18 protein-coding genes are annotated in these 20,298 nt (G+C 72.0%); 10 read left to right on the top strand and 8 right to left on the bottom strand.

Annotated features, from left to right (window positions below; translation table 11 throughout):
* The first annotated feature begins 112 nt into the window (after positions 1–112).
* Positions 113–235: a ribosomal protein bL36 gene (locus OWR29_RS17600; RefSeq protein ID WP_127501833.1), complete on the top strand. Its 123-nt coding sequence runs from the start codon at positions 113–115 to the stop codon at positions 233–235.
* 66 nt (positions 236–301) lie between these two features.
* Here OWR29_RS17600 and OWR29_RS17605 read toward each other — a convergent pair whose 3' ends face one another.
* The 3 genes from OWR29_RS17605 to OWR29_RS17615 are packed head-to-tail and all read right to left on the bottom strand — an operon-like array spanning position 302 to position 2,996.
* Positions 302–931, bottom strand: coding sequence for a response regulator transcription factor (locus OWR29_RS17605; RefSeq protein ID WP_267563979.1), 630 nt, complete (start codon positions 929–931; stop codon positions 302–304).
* A complete protein-coding gene (locus OWR29_RS17610; protein WP_267563980.1) occupies positions 928–2,082 on the bottom strand; it encodes a sensor histidine kinase in 1,155 nt (384 codons plus the stop codon). Before OWR29_RS17610 ends, OWR29_RS17605 begins: the two co-directional genes overlap by 4 nt.
* A 5-nt stretch (positions 2,083–2,087) precedes the next feature.
* Positions 2,088–2,996: a hypothetical protein gene (locus OWR29_RS17615; RefSeq protein WP_267563981.1), complete on the bottom strand. Its 909-nt coding sequence runs from the start codon at positions 2,994–2,996 to the stop codon at positions 2,088–2,090.
* 106 nt (positions 2,997–3,102) lie between these two features.
* Here OWR29_RS17615 and OWR29_RS17620 point away from each other — a divergent pair, with 106 nt between their 5' ends.
* From OWR29_RS17620 to ligA, 4 genes are read left to right on the top strand one after another with little or no spacing between them, the layout of a single operon-like run.
* Positions 3,103–4,440 carry a hypothetical protein gene (locus tag OWR29_RS17620; protein ID WP_267563982.1) on the top strand — a complete coding sequence of 446 codons (1,338 nt, stop codon included), beginning with the start codon at positions 3,103–3,105 and terminating at the stop codon, positions 4,438–4,440.
* The gene (locus OWR29_RS17625) at positions 4,437–5,180 is read left to right on the top strand and encodes a class I SAM-dependent methyltransferase (protein ID WP_267563983.1); all 744 of its coding nucleotides are present in this window, start codon (positions 4,437–4,439) and stop codon (positions 5,178–5,180) included. The genes OWR29_RS17620 and OWR29_RS17625 overlap by 4 nt, the downstream gene beginning before the upstream one ends.
* A 9-nt stretch (positions 5,181–5,189) precedes the next feature.
* The gene (locus OWR29_RS17630; RefSeq protein ID WP_267563984.1) at positions 5,190–5,723 is read left to right on the top strand and encodes a dihydrofolate reductase family protein; all 534 of its coding nucleotides are present in this window, start codon (positions 5,190–5,192) and stop codon (positions 5,721–5,723) included.
* A 30-nt stretch (positions 5,724–5,753) separates the two neighbouring features.
* On the top strand, positions 5,754–7,721 hold the full coding sequence (gene ligA / locus OWR29_RS17635; protein ID WP_267563985.1) for an NAD-dependent DNA ligase LigA: 1,968 nt from the start codon (positions 5,754–5,756) through the stop codon (positions 7,719–7,721).
* 205 nt (positions 7,722–7,926) lie between these two features.
* Here ligA and OWR29_RS17640 read toward each other — a convergent pair whose 3' ends face one another.
* The 3 genes from OWR29_RS17640 to OWR29_RS17650 form a co-directional block, all read right to left on the bottom strand.
* On the bottom strand, positions 7,927–9,093 hold the full coding sequence (locus tag OWR29_RS17640) for an XdhC family protein (protein ID WP_267563986.1): 1,167 nt from the start codon (positions 9,091–9,093) through the stop codon (positions 7,927–7,929).
* Positions 9,094–9,303: 210 nt separating this feature from the next.
* Positions 9,304–9,876, bottom strand: coding sequence for a nucleotidyltransferase family protein (locus tag OWR29_RS17645; protein ID WP_267563987.1), 573 nt, complete (start codon positions 9,874–9,876; stop codon positions 9,304–9,306).
* Between the two features lie 18 nt (positions 9,877–9,894).
* Positions 9,895–11,958, bottom strand: coding sequence for a M14 family zinc carboxypeptidase (locus tag OWR29_RS17650; protein ID WP_267563988.1), 2,064 nt, complete (start codon positions 11,956–11,958; stop codon positions 9,895–9,897).
* 94 nt (positions 11,959–12,052) lie between these two features.
* On the opposite strand from OWR29_RS17650, the gene OWR29_RS17655 reads away from it, so the two are divergent.
* The 3 genes from OWR29_RS17655 (at position 12,053) to OWR29_RS17665 (ending at position 14,730) form a co-directional block, all read left to right on the top strand.
* On the top strand, positions 12,053–12,907 hold the full coding sequence (locus OWR29_RS17655) for a hypothetical protein (protein WP_267563989.1): 855 nt from the start codon (positions 12,053–12,055) through the stop codon (positions 12,905–12,907).
* A 108-nt stretch (positions 12,908–13,015) separates the two neighbouring features.
* Positions 13,016–14,089, top strand: a complete 1,074-nt coding sequence (locus OWR29_RS17660) for an RNA ligase RtcB family protein (RefSeq protein ID WP_267563990.1) — start codon at positions 13,016–13,018, stop codon at positions 14,087–14,089.
* Positions 14,086–14,730 (top strand): peptide chain release factor-like protein, encoded by a 645-nt coding sequence (locus tag OWR29_RS17665; protein ID WP_267563991.1) that lies wholly within the window; start codon positions 14,086–14,088, stop codon positions 14,728–14,730. The genes OWR29_RS17660 and OWR29_RS17665 overlap by 4 nt, the downstream gene beginning before the upstream one ends.
* On the opposite strand, the gene OWR29_RS17670 is transcribed toward OWR29_RS17665, so the two are convergent.
* Positions 14,672–15,412 carry a dienelactone hydrolase family protein gene (locus tag OWR29_RS17670; RefSeq protein WP_267563992.1) on the bottom strand — a complete coding sequence of 247 codons (741 nt, stop codon included), beginning with the start codon at positions 15,410–15,412 and terminating at the stop codon, positions 14,672–14,674. The genes OWR29_RS17665 and OWR29_RS17670 overlap by 59 nt on opposite strands.
* A gap of 128 nt (positions 15,413–15,540) precedes the next feature.
* On the opposite strand from OWR29_RS17670, the gene OWR29_RS17675 reads away from it, so the two are divergent.
* On the top strand, positions 15,541–16,407 hold the full coding sequence (locus tag OWR29_RS17675) for a S66 peptidase family protein (RefSeq protein ID WP_267563993.1): 867 nt from the start codon (positions 15,541–15,543) through the stop codon (positions 16,405–16,407).
* On the opposite strand, the gene OWR29_RS17680 is transcribed toward OWR29_RS17675, so the two are convergent.
* Positions 16,400–17,410 carry a hypothetical protein gene (locus OWR29_RS17680; RefSeq protein ID WP_267563994.1) on the bottom strand — a complete coding sequence of 337 codons (1,011 nt, stop codon included), beginning with the start codon at positions 17,408–17,410 and terminating at the stop codon, positions 16,400–16,402. The genes OWR29_RS17675 and OWR29_RS17680 overlap by 8 nt on opposite strands.
* 164 nt (positions 17,411–17,574) lie before the next feature.
* Between OWR29_RS17680 and OWR29_RS17685 the strand changes: the two genes are divergently transcribed.
* On the top strand, positions 17,575–20,298 hold the full coding sequence (locus OWR29_RS17685; protein ID WP_267563995.1) for an AfsR/SARP family transcriptional regulator: 2,724 nt from the start codon (positions 17,575–17,577) through the stop codon (positions 20,296–20,298).

A 20,298-nucleotide genomic window follows, 5' to 3' on the forward strand; every position in this document is an offset into this window, starting at 1 on the left:
CCGACATGAGGCAAAACCCTGCTCGCAACGCGGAAATACCGGCCTTGCCACGTTGGTTACATCACTCGCGACCGGCGGACGCCATCGCCGGCGCTTGAGGAAGGTACCGATCATGAAGGTCCGAAACTCGCTGCGGTCGCTGAAGAGCAAGCCCGGAAGCGTGGTCACCCGCCGCCGCGGCCGCCAGGTCGTGATCAACAAGAAGAACCCGCGCTGGAACGGCCGACAGGGCTGATCCGGCTGAGATAGCCTGGCACTGACAAAGCCGGAGTTCCCGCCGCCACGGGGGCTCCGGCTTTTCTCATCCGCCTCTGTGGGCCACCAACGCCAGCCGTACGCGGTTGGGACTGTTGGTCTTGGTCATGAGCGCCGTGATGTGCGACTTGACCGTGGTGATCCCGATGTGCAGCCGCTCGGCGATCTCGGTGTTGGACAGGCCCTCCCCCACCAGGTCGAGCACGTCCTGCTCGCGCGCGGTCAGGCCCTCGACCGGCCGCCGCGGTGCCGCCCCGGCGCTGGTCGCCCGGTTCACCAGCCGGCGCAGCACGTCCCGGCTGAAGGGGCTGTCCCCGGCCGCCGCCCGCCGGATGCCGTCCAGCAGCTCCTCGGGCGGCGCGTCCTTGAGCAGGAACCCGCAAGCACCCGCGTTGAGCGCCGGGTAGAGGTGATCGTCGTCGCCGAACGTGGTCAGCACCAGGACCCGGGTGGCCGGGCGGTCGGCCAGCACCCGGCTGGTCGCGCTGATCCCGTCCACGCCGGGCATCCGCAGGTCCATCACGATCACGTCGGGCGTCAGCCGCGCGGCCAGGGTGATGGCCTCGCGCCCGTTGCCGGCCTCGCCCACCACTTCCAGGTCGGGTTCGGCGTCGCACAGCATCCGCAACCCGGCCCGGATGAGCTGCTGGTCGTCGGCGAGCAGGACGCGGATCACGCGGTCGCCCCCGAGTGGGCGGGCAGCACGGTCGCCACTCGCCATCCAGCGCCGTCGGGCCCGGCGGTCAGCGTGCCACCCAGAACCTCGACCCGCTCCCGCATCCCGGTCAGCCCGTGCCCGCCACCCGGCGCGCCCTGGGCCGGCCCGGCGCCTCCGTCGTCACTGACCTCCCACGTCACGTCGCCGTCCGCGACCGCCACCCGCAGCCGCGCCCGGGCGTCGGCGCCGGCGTGCTTGGCCACGTTCGTCAGCGCCTCCTGCGTCAGCCGCAGCACAGCCAGACCCCGTACGGAATCAATTTCTCCGACCGCCTCGTCGATGTCCGCCTCGACCGCCAGCCCGGTGCTCCGCGCGGTGTCGACAGCCGCTCCCAACGCGGCCGGCAGCGCGCCGGGATCGATCGCGGCCAGCGCGGCGTCGGTCGCCGTACCCTCGTCCCGCAAGACGGCGACAAGTCGTCGCAGGTCGTCCAGCGCCGCCGTGCCGGTCCGGTGCACGTCGTCCAGCACTTCCCCGACCCGCGGATCGATCCCGGGCAGCACGTGCCGGGCCACCCCCACCCGCAGCACCATCGACGCCACATGGTGGGCGACGACGTCGTGCAACTCGCGGGCGATCGCGCTGCGCTCGTCGGCACGTGCGGCGCGGCTCTCCGAGAGGGCGCGCTGCTCGGCCTGCCGCCCCAGCTCCCGCGACGTACGAATGACCATGCCCAGAAGCAACGGCAGCCCGACCGGCACGACCAGCCCGAAGATCCCGCGCCGGACCGGGCCGTCACCCGGGAGGACGTCGAGGCTGAAGTGCACGACAGCCAGCAGACCGGCCGCCAGGCCGAAGACGCGCGGACGGCTGGCCTGAACGACCAGCTCGCCCAGCGCCCAGCTCGCCCCCACCTGGTTGATCGTCGTGTCGTCGACCAGCAGGAACGCCGCCGTGAGCAACGCCACCTGCACCCCGAAGTTCACCCGGGGCCACCGAGACAGCGCGATCAGCAGCACGAACGCGGCGATGGCGAGCGCCCACTGCATTCCGGTCGGCGCCGGCTGCTCCCCCGGGTGGAAGATCAGGTAGCTGAGCCCGCTCAGGTCGAGCAGGATCATCCGGGCCCAGGTGTCCCGCTTGTCGAAGAGGCGAGCCAGCCAGCCCATGGCGCTCAGCCTAGGCGCTGAGCACGCAGCACACCGCGCACACCCAGGCCCGTTCCAGCCACCAGGACACCCAGCGCGGCCAGGGTGAGCAGGTCGGGGCGCAGCAGCGGCTGACCGCGCAGGGCCTGCCAGGTCGTCAAGATCGTGATTCCCGCGTACGCGAACCCGGCCACCACAATCAGCCGGGAGCTCGTCGTCTGGTCGAGCCGGGTCCGCCTGGTCAGCAGCAGCGCCAGCAACGGCATCGCCTGCAGCCCGTGCAGACCGACGAAGTGCCCGATCCGCAGGTCACCGCCCGTGGTGCTCCAGCCCAGCAGCGGCAGCCCCGGCCCACCGTCCGGCACGCCCACGGCGTGCGCGCCCGAGATCGCCTCGGCCGGGCTGGCCCGGTTCGGCATCACCATCGGCCAGGCCACGATCAGCCCGAGCAACGACAGCAGCAGGCCCCACCGGATCGCGTACGCGGCCACCCGATCCGGAATGCGCTGGCGCAACGCCACCACGGCGATGATCAGGTGGGCCACGAACAGCACCATGATCGACGCACCCATGATCGACCACAGCACGCTGTCGAACGGGTTCGTGTTGTTGAAGTGGCTGCGGTGCCCGCGCACGGTCTGCCCGGTGATGATGGCCATCTCGATGAACGAGACGGCGACGATCACGGTGCCGGACCACTCGCCGAGCCGGCTGCGGCGGGGCAGCACGGCCAGCATCCAAGCCAGGGTGAGGGCGTACAGGGCGAACGAGACGGCGAACTTGAACGGCTTGGCCCAGATGGCCGCGCCGACCAGGGTGCGGTCGTCGGTCACCAGGCCGGCGGCGGCCACGATCGCCAGCAGGGCCATCGCGCCGGTCAGCACCAGCAGCGGCCGGTGCCATCGGACGGTGGTGCGGTGCGCAACGGAAGTCATACTCGCAGCGTCTTCGCTTGCAGCGGCCGAATCGCCCGCCCGCGGGCCCCGGTTGCGGCCGGTGGTCGGACGGCGTCTCCTCCCGGGGGAGGAGATACTGGCGCGCGTGATCGACTTTCCCGCCGATGAGACGGGCCGGCGCAGCAGTGCTGCTTTCGGCCGCCACGTGGTCGCCGACGCCCTGCGCGCGGCCGACCCGGCCGCCGCCGACGCCGCTGCCGCCGAGACCGACTGGCGGCGCGGCTACCTGCGGCATTTCCGCGCGCTGGTGGCGGCCGGGCTTTCCGACGGGTACGAGGTGGCGGCGGCCGGACTCGAGTCGGTGCACAAACGGATGCCGGTCACCCTCGAGGCCCCCGCGCAGCCGTTCGAGACCGTGACCACCGTCGGTCGTGAGGCCCGCCAGACCGCGGTCGTGCTGCCGTACGGGAAAGAATTGTTGAAGGGCGACGCCCTGCGGAAGCGGTTGGACGCGTGGGTGGCGGCCGGGGTGATCGAGGAGTCGTGTGCCGTCGCGGTGCGAGAGGTGATGGACCACCCGGACTGGCTGGATCTCTCCGATCAGCGGCTGGTGGTGATCGGGGCGGCGGCCGAGATGGGTCCGGTGCCGGCCGTGCTGGGCTGGGGCGGCACGGTGGTGGCGGTCGACCTGCCCGCGGTGTGGGAACGAGTGGCGGCGGTGCCTTCGGCCGGAACGCTGATCGCGCCTGTCCGGCCGGGTCGCTCGCCCGGCGCCGACCTGCTGACCGAGCTCGGGGCGGTCGCCCACTGGCTCGACGGGATCGAAGGACGGCTGATCGCCGGCAACTACGTCTATGCGCCCGGGGCCGCGTACGTACGGCTGTCTGTCGCCTTCGATGCTCTGGCCGCGCGTCTGCGGGCGAGCCGAAGCGACGTCGCGCTGGCCTTCCTGGCCACGCCGACCGACGTGTTCGCGGTGCCGGAATCGGCGGTCGAGCAGTCGCAGCAACGATTCCGCGCTCGCTCGCGACGGGCCCGCTTGGCCGGGGCACTTTCCGGCGGACGGCTGCTGCAGCCGAACTACCGCGGCGAGCCCATCAACGACAGCCTGGTGCCGCAGCAGGGACCGAACTACGCGCTGGCCAAACGGATCCAACGCTGGCGGGCCTCGGTGGCGCGGCGCGACGGCGTGGTCAGCTTCGCCGTGGCCCCGCCGACCTGGACCCGCTCGGTGACCAGCAACCGGCTGCTGGCCGCGGCCTACGCGGGCGCGCACCTGTTCGACGTCGAGATCTTCCGCCCCGAGACGGCCAACCGCCTGATGGCCCTGCTGCTGGTGCACCAGATCCGCCGGCCACGGCCGGCCGCTCCCGTGGCCTGGCAGGACGAGGCTGTTGCGGCAGCTCACGGCGGTCTGTGGCGAACCGCATATCACCCGCGGACGGCGTTGGGGCTGGCCGCCGTGCGAGGCTTCCTCCCGTGACGGACGCGGTGATCGAGCACTTCGACGGGGTAGCCGATTCGTACGACGAGGTGTTGCCGTTCTTCGCCGCCTTCGCCGGGCTCACCGTCGAGCGGTTGAAGCCCGTTTCCGGCGTACGGGCCCTGGATCTGGCCTGTGGCCGGGGCGCACTGGCCGTCGCCTTGGCCGATCATGGTGCTGACGTGACCGCCGTCGACGGGGCGCCCCGGATGATCGCGCTGCTCCAGGCGGCCCGGCCGGACATTTCGGCCCTCGTGATGAACGCGGCCGAGCTGGATCTGCCCTCCGCGGCGTTCGACCTGACGGTGTGCGGGTTCGCGCTGCACATCGTGACCGATCCCGATGCGGTGCTCAGTGAGGCCGTCCGGGTCACCGCGCCGGGCGGACGGGTGGCGTTCACCGTTCCCGGCCCCTCCCCCGAGCACGACGATCCGCTGATCGACCTCTATGCGGAGTACCGCACCTCCGGGAATGCGCGGCACGGCAACGACTTCGACTACGAGTTCGAGCGGTTCGGCCTGTCCGACGTGCGCGCGGAAACGCTGGAGATCGCCATCCCCGTGCCGGACGGTGAGACGTACTGGAATTGGAGCCGCTCGCACGGTTCGGGCCGCTTCATCGACGGCTTGACCCCGTACCGCCGGGCCGAGATGCACGCCCGCCTACTCGAGGAAATGGTCGAGCGTCCCGATTTCGTGCTGCGCCGCTCGGCCGTGTTGTGGAGTGCGCGCGTCGGGTAAGTGCAGGTGATGCGCAGACTCATCGTGACCGAGAACATCACCGTGGACGGCATCATCGCGCCCATGGGCGACTGGTTCGACCCGATGGTCGCCGACGAGGAATTGTCCGCCGTCAACGACGAACACAGCGCGAGCGCCGACGGCCTGCTGCTGGGCCGGACGACGTACGAGGAATTCGCCGGTTTCTGGCCGAACCAGGAGGGCGAGATCTCCGCGTACCTGGATCGCGTCAACAAGTACGTCGTGTCGACCACCCTCGAAAAAGCGGAGTGGCGGAACACGACGATCCTTCGTGGCCCGCTGACCGACGAGGTCGCCGCGCTCAAGGCCGCCGACGGCCGGGACATCACCGTCACCGGCAGCACGACGCTCGTCCGCTCGCTGATCCCGACCGGCCTGGTCGACGTCTACCGCCTCTTCGTCTATCCGGTGGTGCAGGGCCACGGCATCCGGCTCTTCGACGAGGTCTCGCTGCCGCTCTCGCCCACGCGTACCAAGGCCTTCGAGTCGGGCGTGGTGTTGCTCGAGTACGTACCCCGCTGAATTGTCGTACGGGGGACGTAGGTTGTCGGCATGCTCACCGAAGACGAGTTCGCCGCCGCCGTCGGGCAGGCCCAGGCCGCCGCCAAGTCGTATTACGACACCGGCGAGGTGCTGATGACCGACGCCGACTACGACGTGCTGCTCGATCGGATCGCCGAGGCGAAGAGGGCGCATCCCGAGTGGGACGACGGCGGCCTCACCTCCCAGGTCGCGGCCGGTGTCTCCGGTGGGGGCGACGTGCGGCACCCGGTGCCCATGATGTCGCTCGAAAAGATCAACGGCGAAGAGGGCGTACGGGCCTTCGTCGCGAGCCTGGGCGGTGAGCCGTGCCTGGTCGAGGTCAAGCTGGACGGGCTCGCCATCCGGGTCGAATACGAGTCGGGGCGGCTGGCCCTGGCTGCGCTGCGGGGCGACGGCACCAGCGGCGAGAACGTGACCGCCCAGGTGCTGCGGGGCGTCGCCGGGCTGCCGGCCCGGCTGCCCGAACCGTGGACGGGTGAGGTGCGCGGCGAGGTTTACATGACGGTGTCCGACTTCGAGGCGGCCGGGGCCAACCGGGTCGCCGCCGGTGGCAAGCCGTTCATCAACTCGCGCGGTGCGGTGGCCGGCTCGATCCGCACGGTCGACCGGGCGTACGAGGCGCCGATGACGTTCTCGGCCTACGACATCTCGGGCGACTTCGCCTCGCATCGCGAGCGCATGGACCACGCGGCCGGGCTCGGCTTTCCCGTGGCCGGGCGGCTCGCCACCGGCGAGGTTCAGGTGGCCGGCGACGCCGAGGCCGCGCTGGCCGCCATCGCGCGCATCGGCGAGGTGCGCCGCAGCCTCGAGTTCCCGATCGACGGCGCGGTGCTCACGGCCGACCTCGAATCGACCCGCCGCCGGCTGGGCTCCGGCAGCCGCACGCCGCACTGGGCGGCCGCCTTCAAATACCCGGCCGACACCGGCTCCACGGTGCTGCGCGACATCGAGGTCCGGGTCGGGCGCACCGGGCGCATCTCGCTGCGGGCCGTGCTCGACCCGGTGTTCGTCGACGGCACCACCATCACGTACGCGACGCTGCACAACCCGAAGTTCGTCGAGGATCAGGGCCTGGCCATCGGGCAGACCGTGGCCGTGTGGCGGGCCGGCGACGTGATCCCGCGCGTCACCGCGCCCATCGGCGAGCAGCCGCACGGCCTCACCCCGTGGACGCCGCCCGAGACGTGCCCGCAGTGCGGCGAACCGTGGGACAAGTCCAGCCTGCTGTGGCGCTGCCACACCGCCTCGTGCAGCGCCGTCAACGCGCTCGAATACTGGTGCAGCCGCGAGGCGCTGGACGTCGAGGGCGCGGGCGAGGCGCTGTGCGTGGCCCTGGTCAACACGGGCCTGGCCAACGACGTGGCCGACCTGTACTCGCTGACCGAGGAACAACTGGCCGAACTGCCGGTGGGCAACACCAAGGCGGGCGGGGTGGTGCTGCTCGGCAAGCTCAACGCGGCCAAGGTCGTGGCGTCGCTCGAACGCAGCAAGAGCCAGCCCTTCAACCGCGTCATCACCGGCCTCGGCATCCGCATGACCGGCCGCAGCGTCGGCCGCTGGCTGGCCGCCCGCTTCAAGACGATGGACGCCCTGCGCGCCGCCACCGTCGAAGAGATCGCCGAGATCGACAAGATGGGCCTGATCAAGGCCCAGCACGTCGTCGACGGCCTGACCGCCATGTCCGGCGTGATCGACCGCCTGGCCGCCGCGGGCGTCACCATGAGCGTCCCCGAAACCGACGGCGAGAAGCCTTTCGAGGGCCGAACCTACGTCGTCAGCGGCACCGTGCCCGGCTACACCCGCACCACAGTCAGCGAACGCATCGAACAACTGGGAGGCCGAGCCAGCGGCAGCGTCTCCGCCACCACAACGGCCCTGGTCACCAACGAAACCACCACGGCGAAAGCCACCAAGGCCGCCAAGCTCGGCATCCCCATCATCGACCCGGCCGAGTTCGCCCAAATGCTCGCCGACTGACAAGCCCATCACCACTGCGGACTGCTGCGCCTGGGCGGGCTGTCCAGCGCGAGCGGGCTGTTCGGTGTCGGCGGGCTGGCTCAGTGCGGAGGGCTGGCTCAGTGCGGAGGGCTGCTCCCCCTCGGCGGGCTAACCGGTGCTGGCGAGCTGTTCGACGCCGGCGGATTGCTGCCGTTTGGTGGGCTGCTCGGTGTGGGGCGGTGGGTCAGTCGGAGTGGATGCGGCCGTCGGTGGCGGTTAGGCGGGCGCCGGTGCCGCCCCAGCGGAGGGAGACTATTTCGGCGGCGATGCTGACTGCGGTTTCTTCGGGGGTGCGGGCTCCCAGGTCCAGGCCGACCGGGGAGGCCAGGCGGGTCAGTTCGGCGTCGGTCACGCCGGCTTCCTGGAGGCGTTTGTTGCGGTCGTCGTGGGTGCGGCGCGAGCCCATGGCGCCGACGTAGGCCACGGGCAGGCGCAGCGCGACCTCGAGGACGGGGACGTCGAACTTGGGGTCGTGGGTGAGTACACAAAGGACTGTGCGTTCGTCGATACGGCCGGCTTCCATCTCGGCGGTCAGGTAGCGGTGCGGCCAGTCGACCACTACCTCGTCGGCCGAGGGGAAGCGGCGGGTGGTCGCGAAGACCGGGCGGGCGTCGCACACCGTGACGTGGTAACCCAGGAACGAGCCGATCCGGGCGGTCGCCGCGGCGTGATCGGTCGCGCCGAACACCAACATGCGGGCCGGCGGCGCGAACGAGGCGACCAGCACCGACAATCCCTCGCCGCGGCGCTCACCGGACGGGCCGTAATGCAACACGGCCGTCCGCCCGGCGGCGAGCAGACCGCGCCCGTCATCGGTGGCGGCGTCGTCGATGCGGTCGCTGCCCAGCGTCCCGTCCCGCCCGTCGGGCGTGATCACCAAGTGACGAGCCCCGCCCAGCGATTCACCGGTCCGGCCGGCGCCGTCCTCGGTCGCGGGTGTGGCGGGCGGGTGGGCGGCGTCGTCGAGGCGGGTCAGCAGGGCTACCGGGTGGCCGTCGGCGATGGCCTGGGCCAGGGCCGGGAGCTGCGGGAAAGTATTGCGGTCTACTCGTTCGACCAGGAGCTCGATGGTTCCGCCGCAGGTCAGGCCTACCTCGAAGGCGTCGTCGTCGCTGACGCCGAAGCGGGCCAGGCGGGGCTCGCCGGTTTCGACGGCCTCGCGGCACAGTTCGTAGACGGCGCCCTCCACGCAGCCGCCGGAGACGCTGCCCACCACCTCGCCGTCGGGGCCGACGACCATGGCCGCGCCGGGCTGGCGGGGGGCGCTCGACCAGGTCGCGGTGACGGTGGCCAGGCCGACCGGCACATCCGCTTCCCACCACTTGAGCAGGCTGTCCAGCACCTCACGCATGAGGAACCTCCACCAGGAGGAGCGGGTCGCGGGCCGGCACGTCACGCATGCGGAATCGGCCCGAGCACGAGCCAGCGTGCGGCACCCGCGGCGGCCGGCTCAGCACGTCACGCATAGGGAATCGCCCCGCAGACCAGCGAATCGCGCGTCACGCGGGGGAAAACGGCCCGCAAAGAGCGACATGCGCCAAGTGACGGGCGGTTCGGCAGGTCAGGCATGGGGGTTCAGCTCCGGGACGTCCAGGTCGAGGTCGTCGGCCACGTCGCCGACGGGGATCACCCGTACGGAATGGGCCTTGAGGTAGTTACGTGCCCCGGAATCACCTGTCGCACTCGCTATCACGCCGGGCCAATGGTCGCGGCCCAGCAGGACCGGGTGGCCGCGGCGGTCGCCGTAACCGCCCATCGCCAGGGCTCCGGCGTCGGCGTGGGCGGCCACCCGCCGTACGGACTCGGAAGTGACGCCCGGCATGTCGACCAGCAGGACCACCGCCGCCGCGGCCGGCGACGACTCCAGCGACCGGAGGCCGGCGCGCAGCGACGAGCCCAGGCCCGACCGCCAGTCGGGGTTGATCACCGGCGTGGGCAGAGCGGGGGCGGCGGCGAGCACTTGCTCGGCCGCCGCCCCCAGCACCACGACGATCGGGTCCAGGTCCGCCTCACGAAGGGTGTCGACGGCCCGTTCCACCAGCAGCTTCGACGGGTACGGGATCAGCGCCTTGGGCATGCCGTAGCGACTCCCCGCACCGGCGGCGAGTACCAACCCGGCTGTGTCCCCGGCCACAGATCGAAGCGTAGTCCGTCACTGATCGTTTGCCGCCTTGTCCCGCGCCACCCGGACCAGCTCGACGAGCCCGCCCGCGTACTCCTGGGCCTCGGCGTGCCCCTCGTCGAACGGCGGCTGGAAGCCGACGCCCTCCCACTGCTGGGTCGCCTCGTTCCACCGGTCGTTGCCGACCTCGAAGTCCCAGGCGTCGATGCCCAGCTCGTAGTACAGCTGGTCGGCCGAGTTGCCGGCCGCCGAGTAGAGCACGTCGGCCACCGGGCCCGTGTACGACGGCCAGGTCACCGTCCCGCGCTCGGCGGCGATGGCGCCCACGATGCGGCGGGCACTGTCGAGGAAGAACTTCGACTCGTCGATCGACGGGCGCGGCAGCGTGACCCGGCCGTCGGCCTTGTAGGCGCCGGGCGGCCACATGAAGTACCCGCCGTAGCTGTGCACGTTCATGGCCAGCCCGATGTTCGGGTGGGCCTCGGCCAGCGCGATCACGTTGCGGCTCTCCGCCTCGGACAGTTCGGCCGTGCCCGCGTACGTGCCGGAAAGGCAGTTGGCACTCGCCCCGACATAGCCGTCGAAGTAGGAGCCGACCGTGTAGTTGCGGTTGACGTCCACCCCCCACGAGTCGCGGTTGCGTGGGTCGCGGTTCGGGCCGGTGCAGTGGTTGACCAGGTTCTTGCGCTGGAAGTTGAAGTCGTTGAACGAGTAGTTGGCGCCGTCCGGGTTGACCGTCGGGATCACGAACACGTCCACCGAGTCGACCAGCTGACGGGTGGCCGGGTCGGTCGCGTAGTTGGCCAGCAGCCGCTCCGCGAACTCCAGCGTCACGAGCGGCGTCGCCCATTCGCGAGCGTGTTCCTGCGAGTACGCGAGGACCCCTGGCTTCGAGCCGTCGCGCACCTTGCCGATGCGCAGCGCCTGCACGGTCCACGGTGCGCGCGGCACCTCGGTGCCCTTGAGCCCGTCGTCCAGCCGCACCGGCCCGGCGATCGGCATGGGCAGGCCGGCCGATCCGGCTTCTACGACGGCGCGGAACTGCTGCGGGTAGCGGGCCGTGATGAACGCGGCGACGTCGTCGGTCGTGCTGATCACCTTGCCGCCCGAGTCGGTGGCCAGTCTGACGGTCAAGACCCTGTCCCGGTACGTGGCGGAGAGGGGCCGGTTGGCTTGGCCGGGGTCCACGGTGCGCACCTGCACGCCGTTCATGTTCTGATCACCGAACTTGACCGACTCGACCACCACCGCGGCGGCGTTCGGATCGCCCAGGTAGGCCACGGCCGTACGGCGGTAGCCCTGGGTCTTGTTGGGCAGGTTGATGACGTCGACGAGGTTCGGGTACTGCCGCCCGAGCCGCTTGATCCGGGCCCGGATGTCGACCGGCGTCATGTAGGCGTCGATGAAGTCCTTCTGGTACCCGCTCGGTGCGGCCGGCGGTGTCGCCCCGGGCCAGGCCGCCGGGGTGGTGGGCCGGGCGGCGCCGCCCAGGCTGGAGGTGGCCGTCACCTGCACCGGCTTGGCCGGCAGGGGCTGCGGCAGCGCGTAGTGGTACTGGTATTCGCCGGCGTCCTCGAACCGCACGAGCGGGAACGACCCGGTCGCGCCGTCCGCGGTCCGCCAGGTCACCGTGATCTCGACGTCGGGGTCGTCGCTGGCCGTCGTGGCCACCTGCGTCTGCAGGAACGTGCGGCCGTTGGTGGTCCACCAGTACGCCTGCAGGAAGTGCAGCGTGTCGGCCTGAACGGCCAGCCGGGACTGGGCCGGTCGCTGCGGAGACGAGGCGCGCTGGATGACCTGGACCGGCACCGCGCCCTGCTCGGTCAGCGCGGCGAACTGCTGGTCGTCGACGACGATGTCGACCAGCACCGCCCCCTGCTGGGTGCGCGGCCGGGCGGCGAGGTCGGCGCCGCTGTTGACGAGCCGGCGCAGCGCCGCCTCGTCGGCCAGCCGGAACCGGACGAGCGCCGTCTCCCCGGCGCCGAGCGTGATCGACGGCGCCGCGACCGGCGCCGCCTGAGCCGGCACGGACACCGGCGAGACGATGAGAACAAGGGCGGCGGCAGCGGCCACCCACCGAGGACGAAGCGACATCGAACCCCCTGCTTCATTGAAGGATGTCGCTTCCCACCCCACCTTCCTCATGGACTCGTGTCAATGCTTACGGCCGGGCGCTAGGGTCGCGCTCGTGAGCAGCTGGGACGAAGTGGATGTGCTCCGCGGGCTCGCGGCCAACCCGGCCGCGCCCGAGGCCGTACGGATCGAGTTGCCGGCTTCGACGTCGGAGGCCGCGCTCGCCGGCCCGGACCAGAGCACACCGGACACCGTCGGCCGGGCCGAACTCGACCGGCTGCACTCGTTCCACGTCCGCGGCTTGATGACCATGCCGGAGCTCGGGGCCGAGGTTTCCGAGTGGGTGGCGCGCCGGGGCCGGGAACGGATCGGCCTGGCGGTCCGCCATCCGGAGCCGGTTGTCAGGCTGGCCCTGCTGCACGTCTTCCGGTTCCCGTATTCCGCACCCGACGACGAGTACCTGCAGGCGCTGACCGAGGACGACTCGGCCGAGGTGCGAAACGCGGCCGCGCGGGTGGTGGCCGACCTGACCGAGCGCCGCGGCCGTGAGCTGGAACGGGACGACATCCGGGGCAACGGCTACGACATCCGTTACATGCTGTCGCTTCTGCCGCTGTCGAGGCGCCTGGTCGACCAGCTGATCGCCGAGGACGACCCGCGCCGCCTGGCCGAGATAGTGGTCAACCCGAGCGTGCCCGACGAGACGGCGGCCCGGCTCATCGACCATGCCGACCCTGAAGTACGCAAGCGGCTGGCCGAGCGCCCCGGCCTCACGCCCGAGCAGGTGGCCCGGCTCCTCGACGATCCCGATCTCGAGGTCCGCCGGGCGATGGTCACCCGCGCGCCGCTGCCGGTCGAGCGGGTCGTCGAACTGCTGGACGATCCGGAGCTGGCCGAGGCGGCCGCGGCCAACCCGGCCCTGCCGGAAGAGCACATGTGGCGGTTAATTCGGTTGTCCCGGCCGGCTTGATCCGCGACAGTCGACGCATGACGTACTGACGGACTGCCCTCAGCCCTCTTCAGTGGCCGCGCGCTCGAGGCGCGCCGCCGTCATGTCGTCATTCCTTGCGGAGTTATTTTGTCCAAGCAGTCTGCCCGTGCAACTGTTCGTGTCTTCGCTTCTCCCGGCAGCTGGATCGAGTCGGACGCCCTCGTGCAGTGCGACCAGGTGGCCGCGCTCGACGGGATGATCCATGTGGCCGGGATGCCCGACCTGCACCCCGGCAAGGGTGCGCCGATCGGCGCGGCCATGCTGTCGTCGGTGCTCTACCCGTTCCTCGTCGGGTCCGACATCGGGTGCGGCATCGCCGTCTTCCCGATCCGGCTCAAGCGGCCCAACGCCGAGCGGATCGCCGCCCGGTTCCCCGACCTCGACCGGCCGTTGACGCCGGACGACGAGGAATGGCCGGACGACATCCCGGCCGGGCACACCGACAGCCTCGCCACCGTCGGGCGCGGCAATCATTTCGTCGAGCTCGCCCGCGTCGACCAGGTTCTGCAGCCGTCGACGCTCGGGACGGGCGACCTCGTGCTGATCGTCCACAGCGGATCCCGCGGGTTTGGCGAGAGCATCCTGCGCGAGCACACCGAGGTGCACGGCGCCGGTCCGGCCGCCGACCCCGAGGCGTACCTGAAGGCACACGACGACGCCGTACGCTGGGGGTCGCTCAACCGGCGGCTGATGGCGGCCCGGGTCGCGCACGCGCTCGGGGCCGAGGTCACCGAGCCGATCGTCGACGAGTGCCACAACCTGGTCGAGATCCGCGACGGGCTCTACCTGCACCGCAAGGGGGCGGCTCGCGGCGACTCGCGGGAAGTTCTCATTGCCGGTACGCGGGGCACGCCCTCGTATCTGGTCGCGGCGCACGCGGGCGCGGCGGCCAACTTCTCGGTGGCCCACGGCGCCGGGCGCAAGATGTCCCGCTCGGACGCCCTCCGTCGCGGGAAGGCCAAACACACTGTGGCGGAATTACGACGTACGAAAGTGGGGTCTCTGGTCGTCTGCGGCGATCGGCAGTTGCTGTTCGAGGAGGCGCCGACCGCCTACAAGAGGATCGAGCAGGTGATCGGCGACCTGGTGGCGCACGAGCTGGCCACCCCGGTCGCGGTCACGGTTCCGCTGGTCACCTACAAGACGCGGGGGCACCGATGAGAGTGCATCTGTTGCTGTCGGCCGGGCGCGGGCCGCGCGAGTGCGAGTGGGCGCTGGTCGAACTGCTGGTGCGGCTGCGGGCCGAGGCGAAGGCGCGTGGGCTGAGCGTCGAGGTCGCGTCCGACACGTCCCGCTCGGCGCTCGTGACGATCGAGGGGGTCGACGCGGGCTCGTTCGCGCAAGCTTGGACGGGCACCCTGTGCTGGCAGGCTTCCAGTCCCTTCCGTACGGGCATCGGCCGCAAGAACTGGTACGTCATCGCCGAGCCGGTCAGCCTGGACGTGCCGCACACGGTGTTCTCGGAGGCCGACGTCGACGTGGTCGCCACCCGCACCGGCGGACCGGGCGGCCAGCACCGCAACAAGGCCAGCACGGCCGTGCGGGCCACCCACCGCCCGTCCGGCCTGGTCGTGGTGGTCGACACCGAGCGCCAGTTCGGGCTCAACCGGAAGATCGCGCTCCGCCTGCTGCGGGAACGGCTGGAAGCGGGCGACGCCGAGGCGGAACGGACCGCGGCGGCCGGCCGATGGCGGGTGCACGATCAACTCGTACGCGGGAACCCGGCGCGGGTGGAACGCCCGCTCAAGGAAGCGATCGGCCGCCCAGGAACGAGACCGCCTCGGCGAGCCCGAGGTCGGTGAGGGCCGGGTCGTAACGCGGCCCGACGTCCCGCATGAACGCGTGCTCCCCGCCGGCGTACACGTGCAGTTCCAGATCCTCCAGACCCGCCTCGTAGAGCGCGGAGACGATCTGGACGCGCGCGCCGGCGGGGACGTGCGGATCACGCGAGCCGAAAATGATCATCAGCCGGCCGCGGATCTCGGCCGCCCGGCTCAGCGAGTCGGCGGTGTCGGCGCCCAGCGCGCCGTTGTGCAGCCCGGTCGGATAGAAGCAGACGGTCGACGCGACCCGCTCGTCCAGGGCGGCCCGGAAAGCCAGATGCCCGCCCAGGCACCAGCCGCCCGCGTGCAGGGTGGTCACGTCGTCCCGCCCGGCCAGGTAGTCGAGGACGCTCACCCTGTCCTCGTCGAACTCGGCCGTCGTCATCGAGGCGGCGGCGGCCAGACCGGCCTGCTTGCCCGCGTCGTCGAACTCCAGCGCCACGCCGGCCAGCTCGCCCCGCGGATAGATCTCGGGCACGCACACGACCAGCCCGGTCGCGGCCAGCCGGCGGCAGGTGCGCAGCGTCGACTCGGTCAGCTGGAAGATGTCGGAGTAGAGCACGATGCCGGGCCGCTTCCCGCCGCCGTCGGGCGTCAGCACCTTGGCCCGGATCTCGTGTCCCGCCCCGGGAATGCGTACGTCTTCCTCGAACACCTTCATGCTGCGCACCCTACTGCGAAGATCCGCCCCCGAGGCGGACCGTCGCCCCGGTGGCGCGTGGCGGCCACGGCCGGCCCCGGACCCGGCGGAACGCGAGGTCGCCCGCCTGCAGGAGTGATAATGCGGACGTGCAGAGTGCATCCGAGTATGTCTATATCGTCCGGCCGCCGCGGCTGCGAGCCGGCGATCAGGTGCGACTGGTGTCGCCGACGGGCTCGCCGCAACGGGCGGACGTCGAGCGCACGACCCAATGGCTCGAGGGCCTGGGCCTCAAGGTCTCGGTGGGGCAACACACGTTGGACGCCCGATCCGCCGAGGAGCGCATCGGCGACATCGACGAGGCCCTGCGCGACGTGTCGATCAAGGCGATCATCGCGGTCGGCGGCGGCGACTACGCCCACCGGATAGCCGACCGCCTCGACTTCGCGACCGCGGCCCACCTGCCGACGCTGCTGGTCGCCCTGCGCGACTGCACGATCCTGCACCTGGCGTTCTGGGAGCGGGCCGGCCTGTCCGGCATCTACGGCGGGCCCGACCGCTCGTTCGTGGCCGCCGCCTTCGACGCCGAGCCGACCGTGCTGCACCGCGAACCCGACTCGCACACGGCCGAGCTGACCACCACCGGCCGGGCCACCGGCGTGCTGCTGGGCGGCGACCAGGAACAGATCGCCACCGCCGCCGGCTGGATCCTGCCCAGCCTGCACCAGGCGATCCTGCTGCTGGAGGCAAGGTCGCTCAGCGCCACCCAGATCGACCGCCAGCTGACCATGCTGGAACGCACCGGCCTGCTCAAGGGCGTGAGCGGGGTCGCGCTGGGCCGCTACGTCGACTGCGAGCCCGGCCCGGTCCTCGAAGTCCTGCGCGACCGGCTCGGCCCGCTGAACGTCCCGATCCTGGGCGGCCTGCCGACCGGCCAGGGCGCCATCCCGATCGGCACCCCGGCCGTGCTGGACGCCGACGCCGGCACCCTGACCATCGAACCCGCCGTCACCTGACCCCTCCCGGCAGCACGCTCGCCCAGACATAAACATCCGTGCGAACCTCCGGGGAGACGACGCCGCTCGCGGTGCGGCTCGTGACGACCAGGGGGTTCGAGCCCGGGCGGTCCGGTGTGAGCGTCACGTAGGCGGAGCCGTCGGCGCCGGCCGGGACGGTGACTGCCGGGCCGTCGTTGAACTGATAGGTGAACGACACTGTCCCGGGTACGGCGCTGAAGAACCGGATCTCGCGGGGCTCACCGACCCCTTCCCCCGGGCCGAGGTCGATGACCCGGGGTTCCGGGTCGATCACGCTGAACTCGTACGTGGTCTCGGGCGACCGGTTCAGGGTGCGGTCGACGGCTTCGACGGTGAGCTGGAACGTGCCGTAGAAGGTGGGAGTGATCTCGACCGTGGCGCGGCCGTCGGCGCCCGCGGCCACCTCCTGAAGGCCGATGCCGGAGCCGGAGTAGCGGTACTTCAGCACGTCGGTGTCACCACCGGCGGGCGCGAACGTGAACGTGCCGGGCACCCCGGGGCCGCCACCGGCCTGGTTCTCGGGGTAGTCCGGGGAGGTGACCACTGGCGCGTGCGGCACGCGGGTGTCGATGGTGAACGTGCAGACCGGCGACCAGGCCGACCGGGCGCCGGCAGCGTCGGCGGTGCGGGCCGACAAGCCGTAGCGGACGCCGTCGGCCAGTGTGGACGGCGGCGCCGTGAAGACGGAGCCGGGTGCGGGCACCGCGGCAGCGGTCCACTTGGCGCGCTGGTGCGGCCGGCTGACCGGCCAGAGGGCGAACTCGGTGGTCAGCGTGTCGCCGGCGTCGGGGTCGGTCACCTGCGTGGTGATTCGCGGGGCGGTGCTGCCGATCCACAGACCGGCCGGGGTGCAGGTGAAACCGCCGACGGTGAGCGGCGCCGGGGTGTCCGGGCGGTGGTTGGCCGGCGCGGCCGAGGCGGCGGAGGCCGGGAGGACCAGAAGAGCAGTCGCGGTGGCGACCGTGAGGGCGCGGTGGTTCACAGATCCTCCGTGGAGAACGACGGACGCCGATCTGGCGTGCGGTGATCTTAGGGAGGACGCATGACAAGTATCTGCCCCTTTTTACCGTGCGATCGGGCAACCACCGCTGTCGGCTTACGGTAAAGCTGGGGCGATCTTGCCGGGGCGGGTCGTATCTTCGGCGGGTGCTCGTGCGGATGCTCGGGCCGTTCGAGGTGAGCGGGCCCGAGGGAGCGGCTGTCGTGGTGGCCGGGCGGAGTCAGCGGACGGTGCTGGCCCTGCTCGCGCTGCACGCTGGGCGGCCGGTCGGGGTGCACGCGCTGACCGACGCGCTGTGGCCGGACGGGGCGCCCGCCTCGGCTCGGAACAGCCTTCAGTCCCATGTGGCCCGGTTGCGGGCCGCCCTCGGCGCGCCAGGGGTGATCCTCTTGAGCCCGGCCGGGTACTGCCTCGCCGTGGGGCGGGAGCAGGTGGACGTTCTGCGGTTCGAGGATCTGGTGCGTGCGGGCGCGCTCGGCGAAGCACTTGATCTGTGGCGGGGGACGCCGCTGCCCGAGTTCGACGGTGAGCCGTTCCGGGGCGTGGCCGAACGGCTGGCCGGGTTGCGGCGCGAGGCTCTGGCCGACCTCGTCGACGCGGGCGGGGCGGTCGATCGGCTGTGGGACGCCGCGGCGGACGATCCGTGCTGGGAGCGTGGGGCGACCGTGCTGGCCACCTCGCTGGCGCACGGCGGACGGCGTGGGGAAGCGCTCGAAGTGCTGCGCCGGCACGCTGACGCGGTGGTGGACCGGCTGGGGCTCGATCCGTCCGAGGCGGTGCGGCTGCTGCAGGTGGCGATCCTCCGCGGTGACGCGCCGGCCCCCGTGGTGGGAACTCCCGATTCCGGCTGGTCGCCTGGGCCCGTACGGAAAAGAAGCGTGCCCCTCCGCTTTTCCAGCTTTCTCGGACGCGAGGGTGAGCAGAGCCGGCTGGCCGGGCTGCTGGCCGAGCCCGGCCTCGTCACCGTGACCGGACCGGGCGGCGTCGGGAAGACCCGGTTGGTGGCCGAGACGGTGCGGGCCGGATCCCGCGTGGCCTGGGTGGATGCGGCCGACGTGAGCGCCGCGGACTTTCTCGCGGCGGTGGCGACCGGGGTCGGCGCGCGGATCGGACCGCTGGACGACGCGCTGGAGGTGATCGGGCGGCACGCGGCGGGCTTCACGGTCGTCGTTCTCGACAACTGCGAGCACGTCGTCGAGCCGGCCGCCGCTGTCGTGGAGGCGATGCGTGGCGTACGGGTCGTCGTGACCAGCCAGGAAAGGCTGCGCGTGGACGGCGAGCGCCTGCTCGCCCTGGGCCCGCTCGATCAGCCGGCGGCGCTGCGCCTGTTCGCGGACCGGGCCGGAGTGTCCACCGGCGACCCCGTCATCGTCGAGCGGCTCGACCGGCTGCCGTTGGCGATCGAGCTGGCGGCCACCCAGGCGGCTGCGCTCGGCGTGGACGAGCTGCGGGAACGGCTCGACGACCGGCTCGACCTGCTGGTTCGCGGCGGGCGGACCAGCACCGCGCGGCACCGCACGCTGCGGGCGGTGGTGGAGTGGTCGTTCGGGCTGCTCGATCCGTCATCGCGGCGGGTGCTGACGCGGTTGTCGGCCTTCGCCGGTTCCTTCACGGTCGCGCAGGCCGAGGCGGTGGTGGCCGCGGAGGGGGTGGCCGCCGTGCTCGCGGCTCTGGTCGACCGGTCGCTCGTCGTGCGGCACGGGCCCGGCCGGTTCCGCCTGCTGGAAACCATTCGCGGCTACGCGTCGTCACTGCTCGGCGACGATCGCGACGCACTGTATCGCCGGCACGCGGACGTGATGCTGGCGGCCGCCCGCCGGCTCGACCGTGCGTTCCGGGGTCCGTCGCAGGCCGAGGCCGTGCGCGAGCTCGACGCCCTGCTGCCCGATCTGCGGCTCGCTGTCCTGCGGTCCGACCGCGCGGGCGATCTGGCCGCGGCCCTCTACCGGTACGGCTACCGCTGCCAGCAGTACGAGGTGCTGGCGTGGGGCCGCTCGGCCGGGGATCAGCCCGACGCGTGGGCGGCCGCGGCCACCCACGCCTGGGGCCGCGGCGACCTGGCCGAGGCCCGGGCGCTGGCCGACGGCTTCGAGAGCGATGCCATCCATGAGGTGCTGGGCGACGTCGCCCTGGTGTCGTGCGACGCGACGACCGCCCTGCGGCACTACCGCGCGATGGGCACGGAACCGGTGCACCGGGTGTCCGGGCTGGTCGGGCCGGGTGACCGAGGCCGTCGCGGTGGCCGAGGCCGCCGTGGACCTCGCGTCGTCGACCGGCAACCCGGGCGCGCGGGCCGAAGCGCTGTACGGCCTGGGCGAGGCGCTGGGCGACACCGACCCCGGCCGCGCCCTCACCCTGCTGGCCGAGGCGGCTCACCTGGCGGCGACGGTCGACGAGCGGCTCTTCCTGGGCGCGGCCGAGACGGCGGCGGTGGCCATCGGCAGCCGGCACGGCGACCCGGCGGCCGCGCTGTCCGCGTTCCGCGAGGTCCTGGCCATGTGGCGGCGGGTGGGCAACGACACGCTGCGGGCCGCGGCGCTGCGCAACCTGGTCGTGCTGCTGGTGCGGGTGGGCGCGGACGAGACGGCCGTGCTGGTCGACGCCGCGCTGCCGCCGGCCGGCGTCTATCCGGCCGAACAGGCCCGTCTCGACCGGGCCCGGGCGGCCGCGGCGGAGCGGCTCGGAGCCGATCGGGAAGCGGCGCTGCGGCGGCGCGGGGCGCTCCTCTCCCCGGCTCAGGTTCACGACGAAGCGTCATCGGCCATCGACGCTGCGCTGTCCCGGATGGCCGGATAGGTGAGCTTTGGTCGCCGCCCGGTCACGATCGGCGTGCGGGCCGCGACCGCCGGGCGCGGCGTCGATACCGTTAG

This window comes from Paractinoplanes pyxinae, from assembly GCF_026626335.1.
Taxonomy (GTDB): Bacteria; Actinomycetota; Actinomycetes; order Mycobacteriales; family Micromonosporaceae; genus Actinoplanes; species Actinoplanes pyxinae.

Coding starts and splice junctions, on each gene's coding strand:
- OWR29_RS17610 (WP_267563980.1), bottom strand. CDS start 2,082: ATGGGCTGGCTGGCTCGCCTCTTCGACAAGCGGGACACCTGGGCCCGG.
- OWR29_RS17670 (WP_267563992.1), bottom strand. CDS start 15,412: ATGAAGGTGTTCGAGGAAGACGTACGCATTCCCGGGGCGGGACACGAG.
- OWR29_RS17665 (WP_267563991.1), top strand. CDS start 14,086: ATGAGAGTGCATCTGTTGCTGTCGGCCGGGCGCGGGCCGCGCGAGTGC.
- OWR29_RS17640 (WP_267563986.1), bottom strand. CDS start 9,093: ATGCGTGAGGTGCTGGACAGCCTGCTCAAGTGGTGGGAAGCGGATGTG.
- OWR29_RS17615 (WP_267563981.1), bottom strand. CDS start 2,996: ATGACTTCCGTTGCGCACCGCACCACCGTCCGATGGCACCGGCCGCTG.
- OWR29_RS17630 (WP_267563984.1), top strand. CDS start 5,190: ATGCGCAGACTCATCGTGACCGAGAACATCACCGTGGACGGCATCATC.
- OWR29_RS17650 (WP_267563988.1), bottom strand. CDS start 11,958: ATGTCGCTTCGTCCTCGGTGGGTGGCCGCTGCCGCCGCCCTTGTTCTC.
- OWR29_RS17600 (WP_127501833.1), top strand. CDS start 113: ATGAAGGTCCGAAACTCGCTGCGGTCGCTGAAGAGCAAGCCCGGAAGC.
- ligA (WP_267563985.1), top strand. CDS start 5,754: ATGCTCACCGAAGACGAGTTCGCCGCCGCCGTCGGGCAGGCCCAGGCC.